The following is a 14509-nucleotide window of genomic DNA, read 5'->3' as shown; positions in this document are numbered from 1 at the left end:
CTGGCGCGCGTGCGGTACGTCGGCGGACCTCCCCCGAGGACACGGCCGCCGTCCGTCGTTCCCCGGACAGGAGGCCGGGGCTGCGCGCGGAGCGGATGATGGGTCGGAGAACGGTCCTACTTGGGCGCCTTCTTGCCGGTGACGCCCAGGTACACCAGGGGAGCGAGGTTGGGCTTGAGGTCCTTGACCTTGACGCCCCAGGAGGTGAAGGCCTTCTGGTGCTCGGCCGCCGAGGCGAGCAGCGAGACCAGGGCCCCGGCCACGGCGTTCGGATCGAGCGACTTGTCGGCCTGACCCTTCGCCTGGAGTTCCTTGACGGCCTCCGCGAGTGGCTTGGCGACCGCGTTGAGGACCGTCATGCGGATCTTGAAGAACCGCTTGTCCCCTTCGGCGGCACCGAGCGTGACCACTCGGAGAATGGCGTCGTTCTTGCGCCAGAAGGCGAGGAATCCGTCGACCAGTTCTTCCGAAGTGGTCGGTCCGGACTTCCCTGCCCAGGACTTTCCGGCCACCAGCTCTTTGAGCTGGTCGGCGTCCTTGGCCATTTCCTCGGCGATTTCGAGGACAGCGCCCTCGACATCCGGGAAGTACTGGTAGAAGGTCGCGGGGGAGGTACCCGCCATACGGGCGACGTCGATGACCTTGACGTCCCGATAGGGCGACGTGCTGAGCATCTCGCGGAGGCAATCGAGCAGCTTCTGCCGCGTCTCCTGTCCGCGTCGCCCGGCGACGCGACCGTCGACGGTGCGAACTTGTCCTGTCATGCCGTCAGCTTACCGTGGCACGATCTTGGCGCGATTCGGTGATGCGACTATTACTCCGCACGGGGGTTGGTATAGCGGCATGAACCACTTCGGACGGATATTCACCGGGCTCCGAAGCCCCTGTTGAAGCCCCCCCGTGTGCTTTTGACCTCACAGCGTGACGGCGAGTCCGCTGAGGGGTGGTTGGGTGACAGAGCGTGACGACGGCCGAAGGGTGCGGTCCCGTCCGGAAGTGGACGGTCCGGGGCTCCGGGCGCAAGCCGCCCCCGGAGCGGGCGTCAGGATCCGGCCGTTCCGTCCTCGCTGGTCAGAGGGCTGTACGGGGCGTCGTCCGGGCCCGGACGACGGGTTCCGGGGGGTGGGGGAGGTTGGATATGCGTAGGACGGCATTGGAGAATCGGGTCCGGCACCACGCGGCGGGTGCGGACAACGGGGAGGTGGCAGCGGAGTGGACCAGCTGACGGCGCACGATCCGAGGCGGATCGGGCCCTTCGAGGTGCTGGGGCGGCTCGGCGCGGGTGGGATGGGACTGGTCTACCTGGCGCGTTCCGCGTCGGGGCGGCGGGTGGCCATCAAGACCGTGCGGGGTGAGCTGGCCGAGGACGAGCTGTTCCGGGTCCGCTTCGCCCGGGAGATCGCGGCGGCCAAGACGGTCGGCGGCTTCTACACGGCGGCCGTGGTGGACGCGGACGCGGACGCCCGGGTGCCCTGGCTGGCCACCGCGTACATCCCGGCCCCCTCGCTGGAGGACCTGGTCGAGGACTGCGGCCCGCTGCCGGTGGAGGCCACCCGCTGGCTGGTCGCCGGCATCGCGGAGGCCCTCCAGTCCATCCACGCGGCCGGGCTGATCCACCGCGACCTCAAGCCCTCCAACGTCCTGGTGGTCGAGGACGGCCCGAAGGTGATCGACTTCGGCATCGCCGCCGGGGTGTCCAGCACCCGGCTCACCATGACCAACGTCGCGGTCGGCACCCCCGCCTACATGTCCCCCGAGCAGGCCCGGGACAGCCGTACCGTCCGGGGCGCCAGCGACGTCTTCTCGCTCGGCTCGCTGATGGTCTTCTGCGCCACCGGGCACCCGCCCTACCGGGGCTCCAACCCCGTCGAGACGGTGTTCCAGCTGCTGCGCGAGGAGCCGGACCTGACCGGCATGCCGCCGGAGCTGATGGACCTGGTCCGCGCCTGCATGCAGCAGGCCCCCGAGCGCAGGCCCACCCCGGCGCAGATCCAGACCGAGCTGGCCCCGCACCTCTTCTCGCGGGACGACGCCTCCGGCGAGGCCGGGGAGTGGCTGCCGGCCAACGCGCTGGAGCTGATCGAGCGCAAGCGGGGCCGCCGTCCGGCCGCCCCGCCGTCGCGCCCGCCGGCCGGCCCGGCCCAGCCGCCCCCGCATCCCCAGGGCCCGCCCGCGCACGTCCCGCCCGCGCACGTCCCGCCCGCGCACGTCCCGCCGCAGCACCTCGGCCCGGCCGACCCGCGCACCAACCCGGGCGGGCGGCACGCCCAGCCGCCGGCCGGGCCGGTGCACAGCCTGCCGCAGCCGGGCCCGCACTCGGACGCCGAGATCCCGACCGCGAAGATCGCCTCCCCGAACCGGCACCGGGCGCCGACCGGCGGCTCCGTCGAGGTGCAGCTGTCCGGTGCCTCGGTGCGGATAGGCCCGGGGCCGCGGGCCGAGTACGAGCAGCCCGGCCCGAGCACCGCCCCGGCCACGACCGACTGGGTCCGCCGGGCCCCCACCCCGCCGCCCGCGCCGGTCGCCCGCTGGCGCCCCTGGCGGTTCCGGATGTCCAACGACGTCTGGGGCACCCCGGTGGTCGCGGACGGCACGCTCTTCGTCTCCAGCTTCGAGGTGCACGCGCTGGACATCGCCTCCGGCGAGCGCCGCTACAAGACCCGGGACGTCGCCTGGGCGCTCGCGGTGGACGCCGGACGGGTGCACGCGGCGGACGGCCCCCACCTGTACACCGTGGACGCCGCGGACGGCACCGAGCGCTGGCGCACCTCGCTGGACGGCTGGGTCTACTCGCTCTCCGCCGCCGACGGCGTGCTCTGCTGCGGCATCAGGGGCGGCGGCGTCCAGCTCCGCTCGGCCGCCAACGGCGCCGAGCTGTGGCGCGCGGACGACGCCCAGCCGGACTACGAGAACCCGCAGTCCGGCCCGGTCCTGGTGGGCGGCGCCGCCTACTACTACGGCGGCGGGCGGCTGCGCTGCGTCGACCCGCGCGGCGCGGGCCTGCGCTGGTCCTTCCCGGTCGGCGAGGACGTGCCCTCGCAGCCGGTGGAGCGCGGCGGCGTGCTGTACGTGTCGGCCGGCACCCGGGTGTACGCGCTGGACGCCGCCAGCGGGGCGGAGCGCTGGCGCTTCGAGGCCCCGGTGGTGCTGTTCACCCCGCCCGCCCTGGACTCCGACGCGGTCTACGTGGCCGACTACCTGGGCACGGTCTACGCGCTGGACGCGGCCACCGGCCTGGACCGCTGGCGCGGGGTCACCGGCCGCCGCCAGGGCGCCGACCCGGTGGTGGTCGCGGACGGCATGGTGCTGGTCGGCAACGGCGAGGTGCTGTACGCCTTCGAGGCGGCCGGCGGCCGGGAGCGCTGGCGCTACACCGCCCGCGGGGAGATCGTCGGCTCCCCGGCGGTGGCCGACGGCCTGGTGCACCTGGGCAGCCGGGACCACTCGCTGCACACCCTGGACCTGGCGAGCGGTCAGCTGCGCTGGGAGCTCGGCACCAAGGGCGAGCTCACCGGCTCGCCGGTGGCGGTCGGCGGCCGGGTCTTCGTCGGCTCCAAGGACCGCTGCGTGTACGCGCTGGACGCCTTCTACGGCACGGCGGTGCCCGCCCGCTGAACCGCGGGGCGGACACCGCCGGGTCGGCGCCGCCGGAGCGGCGGCGCCGGGTCGTGCCTCAGGCCTTGCGGGCCCCGGGGTGGCGGCTGCACCAGCCGTCCCACGCGGAGGAGACCATCTCCGTCACGTCGTGACGGGCGGTCCAGCCCAGCTCGCGGTGGATCAGGTCGGCGGAGGCCACCACGCGGGCCGGGTCGCCGGCGCGGCGCGGGGTCACCTCGGCGGCGGTGTCGTAGCCGGTGACCTTGCCGATCACCTCCAGCATCTCCTTGACGCTGACGCCCTCGCCGCGGCCGATGTTCAGCACCAGGGAGGTCGCGCCGGCCGGGTCGGCGGCCATCCGCTGGGCGGCCGCCACGTGCGCCGAGGCGATGTCGGAGACGTGGATGAAGTCGCGGACGCAGGTGCCGTCCGGGGTCCGGTAGTCGTCGCCGAAGATCCGCGGGGCCTCGCCGGCGGTGAGCCGCTCGAAGACCATCGGGATCAGGTTGAACACCCCGGCGTCGGAGAGCTCGGGGGAGGCGGCGCCGGCCACGTTGAAGTAGCGCAGGGCCACGGTGGACATGCCGTGGGCCTTGCCGGCCGCGGCGACCAGCCACTCGCCGGCCAGCTTGGTCTCGCCGTACGGGCTCATCGGGGCGCAGGGCGTGGACTCGGTGACCAGGTCGACGTCCGGCATGCCGTAGACCGCGGCGGAGGAGGAGAAGAGGAAGCGCTTCACCCCGCCCTCGGCGGCGGCCTCCAGGACGGTCTGGAGGCCGATCATGTTCTCGCGGTAGTACAGGAAGGGCTGCTCGACGGACTCGCCGACCTGCTTCTTGGCGGCGAAGTGCAGGATGCCCTCGACGCCGTGTTCGCGGATCGCGGCGTCCAGGGCGGCGCGGTCCAGGGTGGAGCCCTCGATCAGGGGGACGCCGGCCGGCAGCCGGGAGGCGTCGCCGGTGCTGAGGTCGTCCAGGACGGCGACGCGCTCCCCGGCGTCGAGCAGCTGTCGGACGACGTGTCCGCCGATGTATCCGGCACCGCCGGTGATCAACCAAGTCATGTGCCGATCCTAGGCGTTCGGATTCGATCGCCACGTTCGGGCGAGTCGAGGCCGCAAAGCGGACAAAACGGTGAAAAGCTGAGCAGGATTTCCGTGCGTCCACACCTGCGCCCGTTCGGCGCGGTGACGAATCGGAGGCAGCCAGGTGCGCCGTCACAAGGAACACGCCAACCCCCTGCCCGCCGGGCCGCGGCCGCCGGGCGGGCGGCTGCCGGGGGCCGTCGCGGTGGCGCTGGCGGCCGTGCTGGCACTGGCCGGGTGCAGCAGCGGCACGTCCTCCTCGTCCACCGTCGCCGCCACCGGTTCGTCCCCGGCGGCCGGCTCCCCGCAGGCCGCCTCGTCGTCCGGCCAGTCGAACGGCGGGATCCAGTTGCAGGACGCCTACCAGGCGGTGATCGCCAACGTGCTGCCCTCCGTGGTGCAGATCACCACCGGCGACAGCCTCGGGTCCGGGATCGTCTACGACGACAAGGGTGACATCGTCACCAACGCCCACGTGGTCGGCACCGCGACCACCTTCACGGTGACCCTCGCCAACAGCACCACGGCGCTGGACGCCGGCCTGGTCGCCAGCTACCCCGACTCCGACCTCGCGGTGATCCGGCTGAACAACCCGCCGAGCGGTCTCAAGCCGGCCAGCTTCGGCGATTCGGGCAAGGTCCAGATCGGCCAGATCACCCTCGCCATGGGCAGCCCGCTGGGCCTCTCCAGCAGCGTCACCCAGGGCATCGTCTCGGCCATCGGGCGGACCGTCTCCGAGCCCCAGGGGCCGGGGTCGCCGGGCGCCACGATCAGCAACATGGTGCAGACCTCGGCGGCGATCAACCCGGGCAACAGCGGCGGTGCGCTGGCCGACCTGGACAGCAAGGTGATCGGCATCAACACCCTCGCCGCGACCGAGCCGCAGACCAACGGCGCCGCCGCCCCCGGCATCGGCTTCGCCATCCCGGCGAGCACCATCACCAACATCGCCGACCAGCTGATCAAGCAGGGCAAGGTGACCAACTCCGGCCGGGCCGCGCTCGGCATCACCGCCCGGACCAGCTTCAACCAGCAGTTCCAGCCCTCCGGCGCGGTCATCGTGGAGGTCACCCCGGGCGGGGCGGCGGCCTCGGCGGGGCTCCAGGCCGGGGACGTCATCACCAAGATCGGCGACACCCAGGTGGACTCGCTGAACGCGCTCACCACCGCGCTCGCCTCGCTCAGCCCGGGCACCAAGGTCACCGTCACCTACACCCGCAACGGCGCCACCAAGACCGCCGACGTCACCCTCGGAGAGCTGGCAGCCGCCCAGACCTCGCCCTGAGCCCCGGTACGGGGACGCCGGGCCGCACGCCGCGCAAGGGTTCAGCGGGCCGGGTGCCGTACCGGACCGGCGCCGGGACCTCGTCTCCGCCTCGACGAGGTCCCGGCGCCCTGCCGTGTCCGGGGGGAGGGGGCGCTCAGCGGCGGGCGGCGCGGGTGCGCCAGGGCAGCTCGACGGTGACGGTGGTCGGGCCGCCCTCGGGGCTGTCCACCAGGAAGACCCCGTCCACCGCGCGGATCCGCTCGGCCAGCCCGGCCAGTCCGCTGCCCGGGTAGGGGGCCGCGCCGCCCTTGCCGTCGTCCTGGACCAGCACCATCAGCTGGTGCTCCGAGCGCCAGACCTCGACCGAGGCCGAGCGGGCGCCGGCGTGCTTGGAGACGTTGGTCAGCAACTCGCTGACGGTGAAGTAGGCGATGCCCTCGACCGCCGAGTCGGGGCGCTCGGGCTGCCCGTCCGGGCCGGTCAGGTCGACGTTCACCCGGACCCCGCCGGGGACGGTGCAGCGGGCGGCGACCGAGGACAGCGCGGCGTCCAGGCCGCGGTCGGTGAGCACCGCCGGGTGGATGCCGCGGGCCAGGTCGCGCAGCTCCTGGAGGGCCAGCTTCACCTCGCCGTGGGCGTTGTCGACCATCCTGGCGGCGGCCGCCATGTCGTCCTCGGACTCCACCTCGCGCAGCCGCTCCTTGGCCATGCCGAGGTCCATCGCCAGCGCGACCAGCCGGGCCTGGGCCCCGTCGTGCAGGTCGCGCTCGATCCGGCGCAGGTCGGCGGCGGCGGTGTCGACCACGGTGCCGCGGTCGTCCTCCAGCTCGCGCACCCGCTCGGCCAGGGCGCCCGGGAAGAGCAGCGACTCGATCAGGATGCGGTCCACCGCGGCCAGCCCGCGGACCACCCAGGGCAGCACCGGCCAGAGCGCGATCACCGAGATCAGGGTCAGCGCGAAGCTGAGCACGCCCCAGGGCAGCATCAGCACGTTGTAGAGCGCCGAGCGCCAGTTCAGCAGGTCGGTGAGCTGGGCGATGGTGTAGCCGACCATCCCCGGGCGGCGCGGTTCCACCGGCTGCGGCTCGTCGATCCCGGAGTCGTAGGCCGACCGCGCCCGCCGCCGGCCCAGCGCGCCCAGGGAGCGCGAGAGCGCCAGGCCGCCGGCCAGCAGCGGCAGGCCGATCACGGTGATCGACATCCCCAGGCCGACCGAGAGCGTGGCCACGGCCAGCACGAAGCCGAAGATGCCGAGCGGCAGGTTGAGCAGCAGTCGTCCGACTTGGTGCCACATCCTCTTGCCGTACAGCGGTGGGCGCTCCATCCGAGCGTCCTGCTCCTTGATGGCGTCCACGGCGCGGTGCAGCGGCTTCATCGGATCTACCGTCCCTCTTCGTCGTGCGGCTGGACCAAGCTTCCCGAACGGCGGGCGGGGGATGCCATGGGGGTGATACATCTTCCCGGTCGGGGGTTAACCCCACCCCCGGGCCCGGTCGCCGGCGGTCCGCCACGGTGTCCACCGGCCGTCTTGCGGACCGAGCAGGTTTCGGGCGGAGCGGAGCGGTCCCCTTAGACTCACGCTTTGGCCATCGTTAGGCCCGTGAGAGTAAACGTCGTAGAACTGTCCTTAGGGCGGGTTCTCGGTCGAGGTGGAGGCGAAGGCATGGAGGGGAAGCACGCGGCTGCCGTCGCGGCCGACCCGGCGGTCGGCAGCGGCTACTTCGACGCGTACGCCGCGATGGGTCTGCTGGCCGTCGTCGGGGTGCTCTTCGTCGCCGTGGCGTTCACCGCCAACCGGCTGCTGCGACCCGTGGTGTACTCGCCCGAGAAGCTCCTCACGTACGAGTGCGGAGTGGACCCGGTGGGCGAGGACTGGGCGCACACCCAGATCCGCTACTACGTGTACGCCTTCCTGTACGTGATCTTCGCGGTGGACGCGATCTACCTGTTCCCCTGGGCGACCGTCTTCGCCACCGCCGGGTACGGCGCCGGAACCCTGATCGAGATGTTCCTGTTCATCGGCTTCCTCGCGGTCGGGCTGCTCTACGCCTGGAAGAAGGGCGTTCTGGAATGGACGTGACGCACTCCCACTCGCACGGCGGCGCCGAGGGCGGTCCCGTTCCGCTCGGCCTGCCGGACCCCGCGCGCCCCGGCGCCGTCGAGCGCCGCGGCATCGGCCCGCTGGCCCGGCTCGCGCCGGACCCGGTCAAGGTGGTGCTCAACTGGGGCCGCCGCTACAGCCTCTGGTGCTTCAACTTCGGCCTGGCCTGCTGCGCGATCGAGTTCATCGCCGCGTCCATGGCCAAGCACGACTTCATCCGGATGGGTGTCATCCCGTTCGCGCCCGGACCCCGGCAGGCTGATCTGATGATCGTCTCCGGGACGGTGACCGACAAGATGGCGCCCGCCGTCAAGCGCCTCTACGAGCAGATGCCGGAGCCGAAGTACGTCATCTCCTTCGGCGCCTGCTCCAACTCCGGCGGCCCGTACTGGGACTCCTACTCGGTCACCAAGGGCGTGGACCAGATCATCCCGGTGGACGTCTACGTACCCGGCTGCCCGCCGCGGCCGGAGGCGCTGCTCCAGGGCATCCTCAAGCTCCAGGAGAAGATCGCCGCCGAGTCCCTGCCGGACCGCTACGCGGCGCCCGCGTCGGCGCTGCGCCGTCCGCTGGTGACCGGGCCCTCGCACGGCACCGGGACGGGCTCCGGGGACGTTCCCGAGGCCGGAGCCCCGACCGGGGCGCCGGCCGGCTCTTCGACCGAGGGAGGGGTCTCGTGACTTCCGCCGAGCAGTGCGCGGCGTCGGTCGGGGAGTGGGCGACCGGCGCCGAGGCGTACGGGCTGATCACCGTCGACGTCCCGGCCGAGAACTGGATCGAGGCGCTCACCAACGCCCGGGACGTCCTGGGGCTGGGCTTCTTCGACTGGCTGAGCGCCGTCGACGAGCTCGCCGAGGGCTTCTCCGTGGTCGCGCACCTGGCCGCCGTCGAGGCGCCGGGCGTGCGACACCTCGCGCTGCGAACCCGGGTGCCGCGCGACAGGGCGGCGCTGCCGACCGCCGTCGCCGTCTACGCCGGTGCCGCCTGGCACGAGCGCGAGACCCACGAGATGTTCGGCATCGACTTCCCCGGGCACCCCTACCTCGCCACCCTGCTGCTGCCGGACGGCTTCGAGGGGAACCCGCTGCGCAAGGAGTTCGTGCTCGCGGCGCGGGTCGCCAAGGACTGGCCGGGCGCCAAGGAGCCGGGCGAGTCCGATCACGGCGGCGGGCCGGCCCGGCGCAAGATGCAGCCGGCCGGCGTGCCGGACCCGAACGAGTGGGGGCCGCTCAAGGGCACCCTGCCGCCGGTCGCCGAGCGGCCCGCGCGCGGTGCGCGGGCGGCGGGCGCGGCGGCGCGGACGCCCCGGGTGGGCGCGGCCGGCGGTGCCGCCGCTGCCGGTGCTGCTGCCGCCGCTGAGGGCGGCGCTCCGGTGCGGGCGGACCGGCCGCGGCGGACCCGGTCGGTGTCCGAGGGGTCGGCGAGCCAGGCGGGCGCCGATGCCGCCGCCACTCCCGAAGCTCCCGCCGCTCCCGCCGCTCCCGCCGCTCCCGCCGCCGAGGGCGCACCGCCGGTGCGGGCGGACCGGCCGCGGCGGACCCGGTCGGTGTCCGAGGGGTCGGCCAGTCAGACGGCCGGCGAACCGACGGCCGAGCCCGCGGCTCCCGTACGGCCCCGGTCCTCCGACGCGCCCTGGCACAACCCGGTGCCCGCCCACGACGAGAAGCCCTCGGGCGAGAAGCCGGGCGAACCGGGCGAACCGGGCGAGCAGAAGGACGAGACCTCGGCCGGAGCGGCCGACCAGGACGGAGACGGCGCGTGAACCTGCTCGACACGGTGCTGCGCTGCGTCGCCACCCTCGTCGTCTTCCTGGTCTTCCCGCTGGTCATCGGCCAGACCGAGCACAAGGTCATGGCGCACATGCAGGGCCGGCTCGGCCCGATGTACGCGGGTGGCTTCCACGGCTGGGCGCAGCTCGTCGCGGACGGCGTGAAGTTCGCGCAGAAGGAGGACATCGTCCCGGCCGGGGCGGACCGCCGGATCTTCCAGCTGGCGCCCGCCGTCTCGCTGCTGCCGCACCTCTTCGTGCTGCTGGCGATCCCGGTCGGCCCGAACGGCTTCGTCGGCCAGGCGATCGACGCGGGCCTGTTCTTCGTGCTGGCCGTGATGGGCGTCGGCGTGATCGGCAAGCTGATGGCCGGCTGGGCCTCGGCGAACAAGTTCTCGCTGCTCGGAGGCCTGCGCACGGCCGCGCAGCTGATGTCGTACGAGCTGCCGATGGTGCTGGCGGCGGCCTCGGTGGCGATGGCCGCCGGCACGCTGTCGCTGCCCGGGATCGTGGACGCCTGGGAGTGGTACTGGCTGCCCTGGCAGGTCATCGGCGCGTTCGTCTTCTTCACGGCCGGTCTGGCCGAGCTCCAGCGCCCGCCCTTCGACATGCCGATCGCCGACTCGGAGATCATCTTCGGCGCGTACACCGAGTACACCGGTCTGCGGTTCGCCCTGTTCCTGCTGTCCGAGTACGTGGGCATCCTGGTGGTGTCCGCGCTGACCGCGGTGCTCTTCCTGGGCGGCTGGCACGGACCGCTGCCGGACCAGCTCGGCTGGCTCTGGATGATCCTCAAGACCTTCGCGCTGGCCTTCGTGGTCATCTGGCTGCGGGTCACCTACCCGCGTCTGCGCGAGGACCAGCTGATGCGCTTCGCGTGGACGGTGCTGATCCCGCTCGCGCTGGTCCAGCTGGCCCTCACCGGCATCATCAAGGTGGCGATCTCATGAGCTTCCCCGGTATCGGCCTCGCCAAGGGCCTGGCCGTGACGCTGCGGACGATGACGAGGAAGAGCGTCACCGCGCAGTACCCCGACGTGCAGCCGGTGCTGCCGCCGCGCTCGCGCGGCGTCATCGCGCTGCTGGAGGAGAACTGCACGGTGTGCATGCTCTGCGCGCGCGAGTGCCCGGACTGGTGCATCTACATCGACTCCCACAAGGAGACGCTGCCGGCCGCCGAGCCGAACGCCCGGGCCCGCACCCGCAACGTGCTGGACCGCTTCGCCATCGACTTCTCGCTCTGCATGTACTGCGGGATCTGCATCGAGGTCTGCCCCTTCGACGCGCTGTTCTGGTCGCCGGAGTTCGAGTACGCGGAGACCGACATCCACGAGCTGACCCACGAGCGGGACAAGCTCCGCGAGTGGATGTGGACCGTCCCCGCGCCGCCGGCGCTGGACCCGGCGGCCGAGGAGCCCAAGGAGATCGCCACCGCGCGCAAGGCGGCGGACAAGCTGGCCGCGGCCGCCGCGGCGGCCGCGCAATCGGCCACCGACGAGAAGGGTGACGACGCGTGACCGGTGCCACCACGCTTCTCGCGGCGACCGGCTCCCTGGAGCCGGCCGCCCGTTCGTTCCTGTCCCCGACCGGCCAGGAGATCGTCTTCCTGCTGGTCGGCATCGCCGTGCTCGGCTCGGCCGTGGTCTCGGTGACCACCAGGCAGCTGGTGCACGCCGCGCTCTGGCTGGTGGTCGCGCTCGGCGGGCTGGCGGTGGAGTTCCTGCTGCTCACGGCCGAGTTCATCGCCTGGGTGCAGGTGCTGATCTACCTCGGCTCGGTGGTCGTCCTGGTGCTGTTCGGGCTGATGCTCACCAAGGCGCCGATCGGGCGCTCGCCGGACGCCGATTCCAAGAACCGCTGGGTGGCCCTGGTCGCGGCGCTGGCCGCGGCCGGGACCCTGGTCACGCTGGTCGTCGACGCCTTCCGGACCTCCTGGATCGACCTCGGCCAGGGCGGCGGCTCGGCCGCCGTCACCGGGGCCAGCCTGTTCCGGCACTGGGTGCTGCCCTTCGAGGCGCTGTCCGTGCTGCTGCTGGCGGCACTGGTCGGCGCGATCGTGCTGTCGCGCGGCTCCAAGCGGCGGGTGCCGGCGCCCCGGGCGGGCCGGCTGCGCGCCGGGCGGCCGGTCGGGTCCAACCGGACGGTCGCCGCGACCGCGCCGAAGCCGGCTCCGGCGACCTCCGAGCAGTCGACCTCCGAGCAGTCAACCTCTGAGCAGGAGGGCTGATGCACCTCGCCTACCCCGCCGTCCTCGCCGCGCTGCTGTTCAGCGTCGGCGTGTACGGCGTGCTCGCCCGGCGCAACGCCGTCCTGGTGCTGATGTCCGTCGAGCTGATGCTCAACGCCGTCAACCTCAACCTGGTCGCCTTCGACGCCTGGCTGCGCGACTCGCTGCACGCCGGGCAGGCGCTCACCCTGTTCACCATCACCGTCGCCGCCGCCGAGATCGGACTGGGGCTCGCCATCGTCCTGCTGCTGTTCCGGGCCCGGGGCACCGCGGACATCGACCGGGCCACCGCGCTCGGCGACCCGGCCGAGGCGTTCGCCGTCGAGGAGACGCCGGTCGACGCCGAGACACCGGTCGACACCGGGGCGCCGGTCGGAGCCGAGGCACTGAAGGGCCGGGCCACCGCATGAACCTCGCCCTTCCCGTACTCGTCCCGGCGCTGCCCGCGCTCGGCGCCGCCGCGACCCTGGCCGTCGGCCGGAAGGCGCCCGGGCTGGCCCGGCCGCTGGCCGTCGTCCCGGTCGCCGTCTCGGCGGTGCTCGCCCTGGTGGTCGCCCTCCAGCTGGGCACCGGCCAGACCCTGGACGCCGCCACCCGGCTCATCCCGACCGGCGGCCCGGACATCGCCCTCGCCCTCCACCTGGACGGCTTCAGTTCGCTGATCTCGGTGCTGGTCGGACTGGTCGCGACCTGCGTCCAGGTCTACTCGACCGCGTACCTCAAGGAGGACCCGCGCTACCCGTCCTACGCGGCGCTGGTCTCGCTGTTCACCGCGGCGATGTTCCTGGTGGTCTACTCGGGCGACCTGATCGTGCTGCTGGTCGGCTGGGAGGTCATGGGCCTGTGCTCGTACTTCCTGATCGGCCACCACTGGGAGACGGCGGACGCCCGCTCGGCCTCGCTGAAGGCCTTCCTGGTCACCAAGCTCGGTGACGTGCCGTTCCTGTTCGGGATCTTCCTGCTCGGCGCGGACGCCGGCAGCTTCCGCATCCCGGACGTGCTGGCGGCCGCGTCGGAGGGCCGGCTCGGGCACCCGACGCTGACCGCCCTGCTGCTGCTCGCCGGCGTGGCCGGCAAGAGCGCGCAGTTCCCGCTGCACACCTGGCTCCCGGACGCGATGGCCGGCCCGACCCCGGTCTCCGCGCTGATCCACGCCGCCACCATGGTCGCGGCCGGCATCTACCTGGTCGCCCGGCTGCTGCCGGTCTTCCTGCTGTCGGGCGCGGCGCTGGTCGTGCTCGCGGTGATGGCCGCCGTGACGATGATCGGCTCGGCGCTCTGCGCGCTCGCCCAGGACGACCTCAAACGGGTGCTCGCCTACTCCACCGTCGGCCAGCTCGGCTACATGGCCGGCGCGCTGGCCTCCGGTGACCGCGAGGCCTCGGTCTTCCACCTGGTCACCCACGGCGCGTTCAAGGCACTGCTGTTCCTGGCCGCCGGTGTGGTGATCCACGCCGCGCACACCAACTCGATCTCCGCGATGTCCCGCATCCCCGGGCTGCGCAAACGCGTCCCCGACGCCTACTGGACGACGGGCATCGCGCTCGCCGCCCTGATCGGGCTGCCGCCGTTCTCCGGCTTCTTCAGCAAGGAGGCGGTGCTCACCGCCGCCGAGCACGCCGCCAACGGCGAGGCGCTGACCAACGGCCTCGGCCCGGCCTCGGCGGTGCCGCAGGCGGCCGGGTGGATCGTGCTGATCTCCGCCGGACTCACCGCGCTGCTCACCGCCGCGTACGCGGCCCGGCTGTTCCTGGTCGCGTTCCACAGCCCGGCCGGGGCCGCCGCGGCCGCACCGCAGGTGCTGCCCGCCGCCGACCGGGGCACCGTCGTGGCCGACCACGAGGCCGGCGCGCCGTACTCGCCCGAGCTCGACGAGGCCGACCCGGCCACGGCCGAGCCGCCCGCGATGCGCTGGCCGCTGTGGGTGCTGGCCGTGCCGACCATGGGCTTCGGCATCGTCGGCCTGCGCTCGGACTGGCTGCCCGCGCTCCTGGACGGCGGCTCGCTGCGGCCCTCCGCCGTCACCGCCGTCACCGGCACCGGGCTCGCCGTGGTCGGCGCGCTCGCCGCGTACGGCGCCTGGCGCTCGGCGGCCGCCCGGCTGGGCACCGGCCGCCCGGCACCGGCCGGCCGGGTGCCCGAGCAGGGCGGAGCCCCGGCCACCGAGGTGATCGTCGCCGACCCCGGGCGCACCCTGCTCGGCCCGCTGTTCGGCCCGGCCCGGCACGGCTTCGGCGTCGACCGGCTGTACCGGGCGCTGTTCGTCCGCCCGGTGGTCGCCGCCGCCAAGCTGGTCCGATTCCTCGACCGCGAGGTCGTCGAGGGCTACGTGCAGGGCAGCGGCATCGGCGCCAACCTGCTCGGCCGGGCCGTCCGGCTCGCGCAGACCGGAAACGCGCAGACCTACCTCAGCGCCCTGCTGGCCGCCGTCGTCCTGCTGGCCGTCCTGGTGGCGGTGTAGCCGGT

13 protein-coding genes are annotated in these 14509 nt (G+C 73.3%); 10 read left to right on the top strand and 3 right to left on the bottom strand.

The annotated features are described in order from the left end of the window. Positions 1-116: 116 nt before the first annotated feature. Entirely contained in the window at positions 117-764 is a 648-nt protein-coding gene (locus ACZ6EM_RS19145) for a TetR family transcriptional regulator (RefSeq protein ID WP_224284690.1), read from the bottom strand. Positions 765-1212: 448 nt separating this feature from the next. Between ACZ6EM_RS19145 and ACZ6EM_RS19140 the strand changes: the two genes are divergently transcribed. Then, entirely contained in the window at positions 1213-3615 is a 2403-nt protein-coding gene (locus ACZ6EM_RS19140) for an outer membrane protein assembly factor BamB family protein (protein WP_465772832.1), read from the top strand. Positions 3616-3673: 58 nt separating this feature from the next. Here the strand turns inward: ACZ6EM_RS19140 and galE are convergent, their stop codons facing one another. Further along, positions 3674-4660: a UDP-glucose 4-epimerase GalE gene (galE, locus tag ACZ6EM_RS19135; protein ID WP_465772831.1), complete on the bottom strand. Its 987-nt coding sequence runs from the start codon at positions 4658-4660 to the stop codon at positions 3674-3676. Positions 4661-4835: 175 nt separating this feature from the next. Between galE and ACZ6EM_RS19130 the strand changes: the two genes are divergently transcribed. Continuing rightward, on the top strand, positions 4836-5966 hold the full coding sequence (locus ACZ6EM_RS19130) for a S1C family serine protease (RefSeq protein WP_465772859.1): 1131 nt from the start codon (positions 4836-4838) through the stop codon (positions 5964-5966). Between the two features lie 136 nt (positions 5967-6102). On the opposite strand, the gene ACZ6EM_RS19125 is transcribed toward ACZ6EM_RS19130, so the two are convergent. Further along, positions 6103-7323: a sensor histidine kinase gene (locus ACZ6EM_RS19125; protein WP_452179063.1), complete on the bottom strand. Its 1221-nt coding sequence runs from the start codon at positions 7321-7323 to the stop codon at positions 6103-6105. 288 nt (positions 7324-7611) lie between these two features. Between ACZ6EM_RS19125 and ACZ6EM_RS19120 the strand changes: the two genes are divergently transcribed. From ACZ6EM_RS19120 to ACZ6EM_RS19085, 8 genes are read left to right on the top strand one after another with little or no spacing between them, the layout of a single operon-like run. Then, a complete protein-coding gene (locus tag ACZ6EM_RS19120; RefSeq protein WP_359902891.1) occupies positions 7612-8028 on the top strand; it encodes an NADH-quinone oxidoreductase subunit A in 417 nt (138 codons plus the stop codon). Then, positions 8019-8729, top strand: a complete 711-nt coding sequence (locus tag ACZ6EM_RS19115; protein WP_465772830.1) for an NADH-quinone oxidoreductase subunit B — start codon at positions 8019-8021, stop codon at positions 8727-8729. Before ACZ6EM_RS19120 ends, ACZ6EM_RS19115 begins: the two co-directional genes overlap by 10 nt. Continuing rightward, positions 8726-9811: an NADH-quinone oxidoreductase subunit C gene (locus ACZ6EM_RS19110; protein WP_465772829.1), complete on the top strand. Its 1086-nt coding sequence runs from the start codon at positions 8726-8728 to the stop codon at positions 9809-9811. The genes ACZ6EM_RS19115 and ACZ6EM_RS19110 overlap by 4 nt, the downstream gene beginning before the upstream one ends. Beyond that, on the top strand, positions 9808-10767 hold the full coding sequence (gene nuoH, locus ACZ6EM_RS19105) for an NADH-quinone oxidoreductase subunit NuoH (protein WP_401047519.1): 960 nt from the start codon (positions 9808-9810) through the stop codon (positions 10765-10767). The genes ACZ6EM_RS19110 and nuoH overlap by 4 nt, the downstream gene beginning before the upstream one ends. Beyond that, entirely contained in the window at positions 10764-11333 is a 570-nt protein-coding gene (locus tag ACZ6EM_RS19100) for a NuoI/complex I 23 kDa subunit family protein (RefSeq protein ID WP_359897583.1), read from the top strand. The genes nuoH and ACZ6EM_RS19100 overlap by 4 nt, the downstream gene beginning before the upstream one ends. Beyond that, on the top strand, positions 11330-12043 hold the full coding sequence (locus ACZ6EM_RS19095; protein WP_465772828.1) for an NADH-quinone oxidoreductase subunit J family protein: 714 nt from the start codon (positions 11330-11332) through the stop codon (positions 12041-12043). Before ACZ6EM_RS19100 ends, ACZ6EM_RS19095 begins: the two co-directional genes overlap by 4 nt. Continuing rightward, the gene (gene nuoK / locus ACZ6EM_RS19090; protein ID WP_401047526.1) at positions 12043-12453 is read left to right on the top strand and encodes an NADH-quinone oxidoreductase subunit NuoK; all 411 of its coding nucleotides are present in this window, start codon (positions 12043-12045) and stop codon (positions 12451-12453) included. The genes ACZ6EM_RS19095 and nuoK overlap by 1 nt, the downstream gene beginning before the upstream one ends. Continuing rightward, positions 12450-14504, top strand: coding sequence for an NADH-quinone oxidoreductase subunit 5 family protein (locus ACZ6EM_RS19085; protein WP_465772827.1), 2055 nt, complete (start codon positions 12450-12452; stop codon positions 14502-14504). Before nuoK ends, ACZ6EM_RS19085 begins: the two co-directional genes overlap by 4 nt. Positions 14505-14509: the final 5 nt, after the last annotated feature.

This window comes from Kitasatospora sp. NPDC041917 (assembly GCF_055589745.1).
The sequence above is the reverse complement of the archived record's forward strand: the minus strand, read 5'-3'. Positions and strand labels throughout refer to the sequence as shown.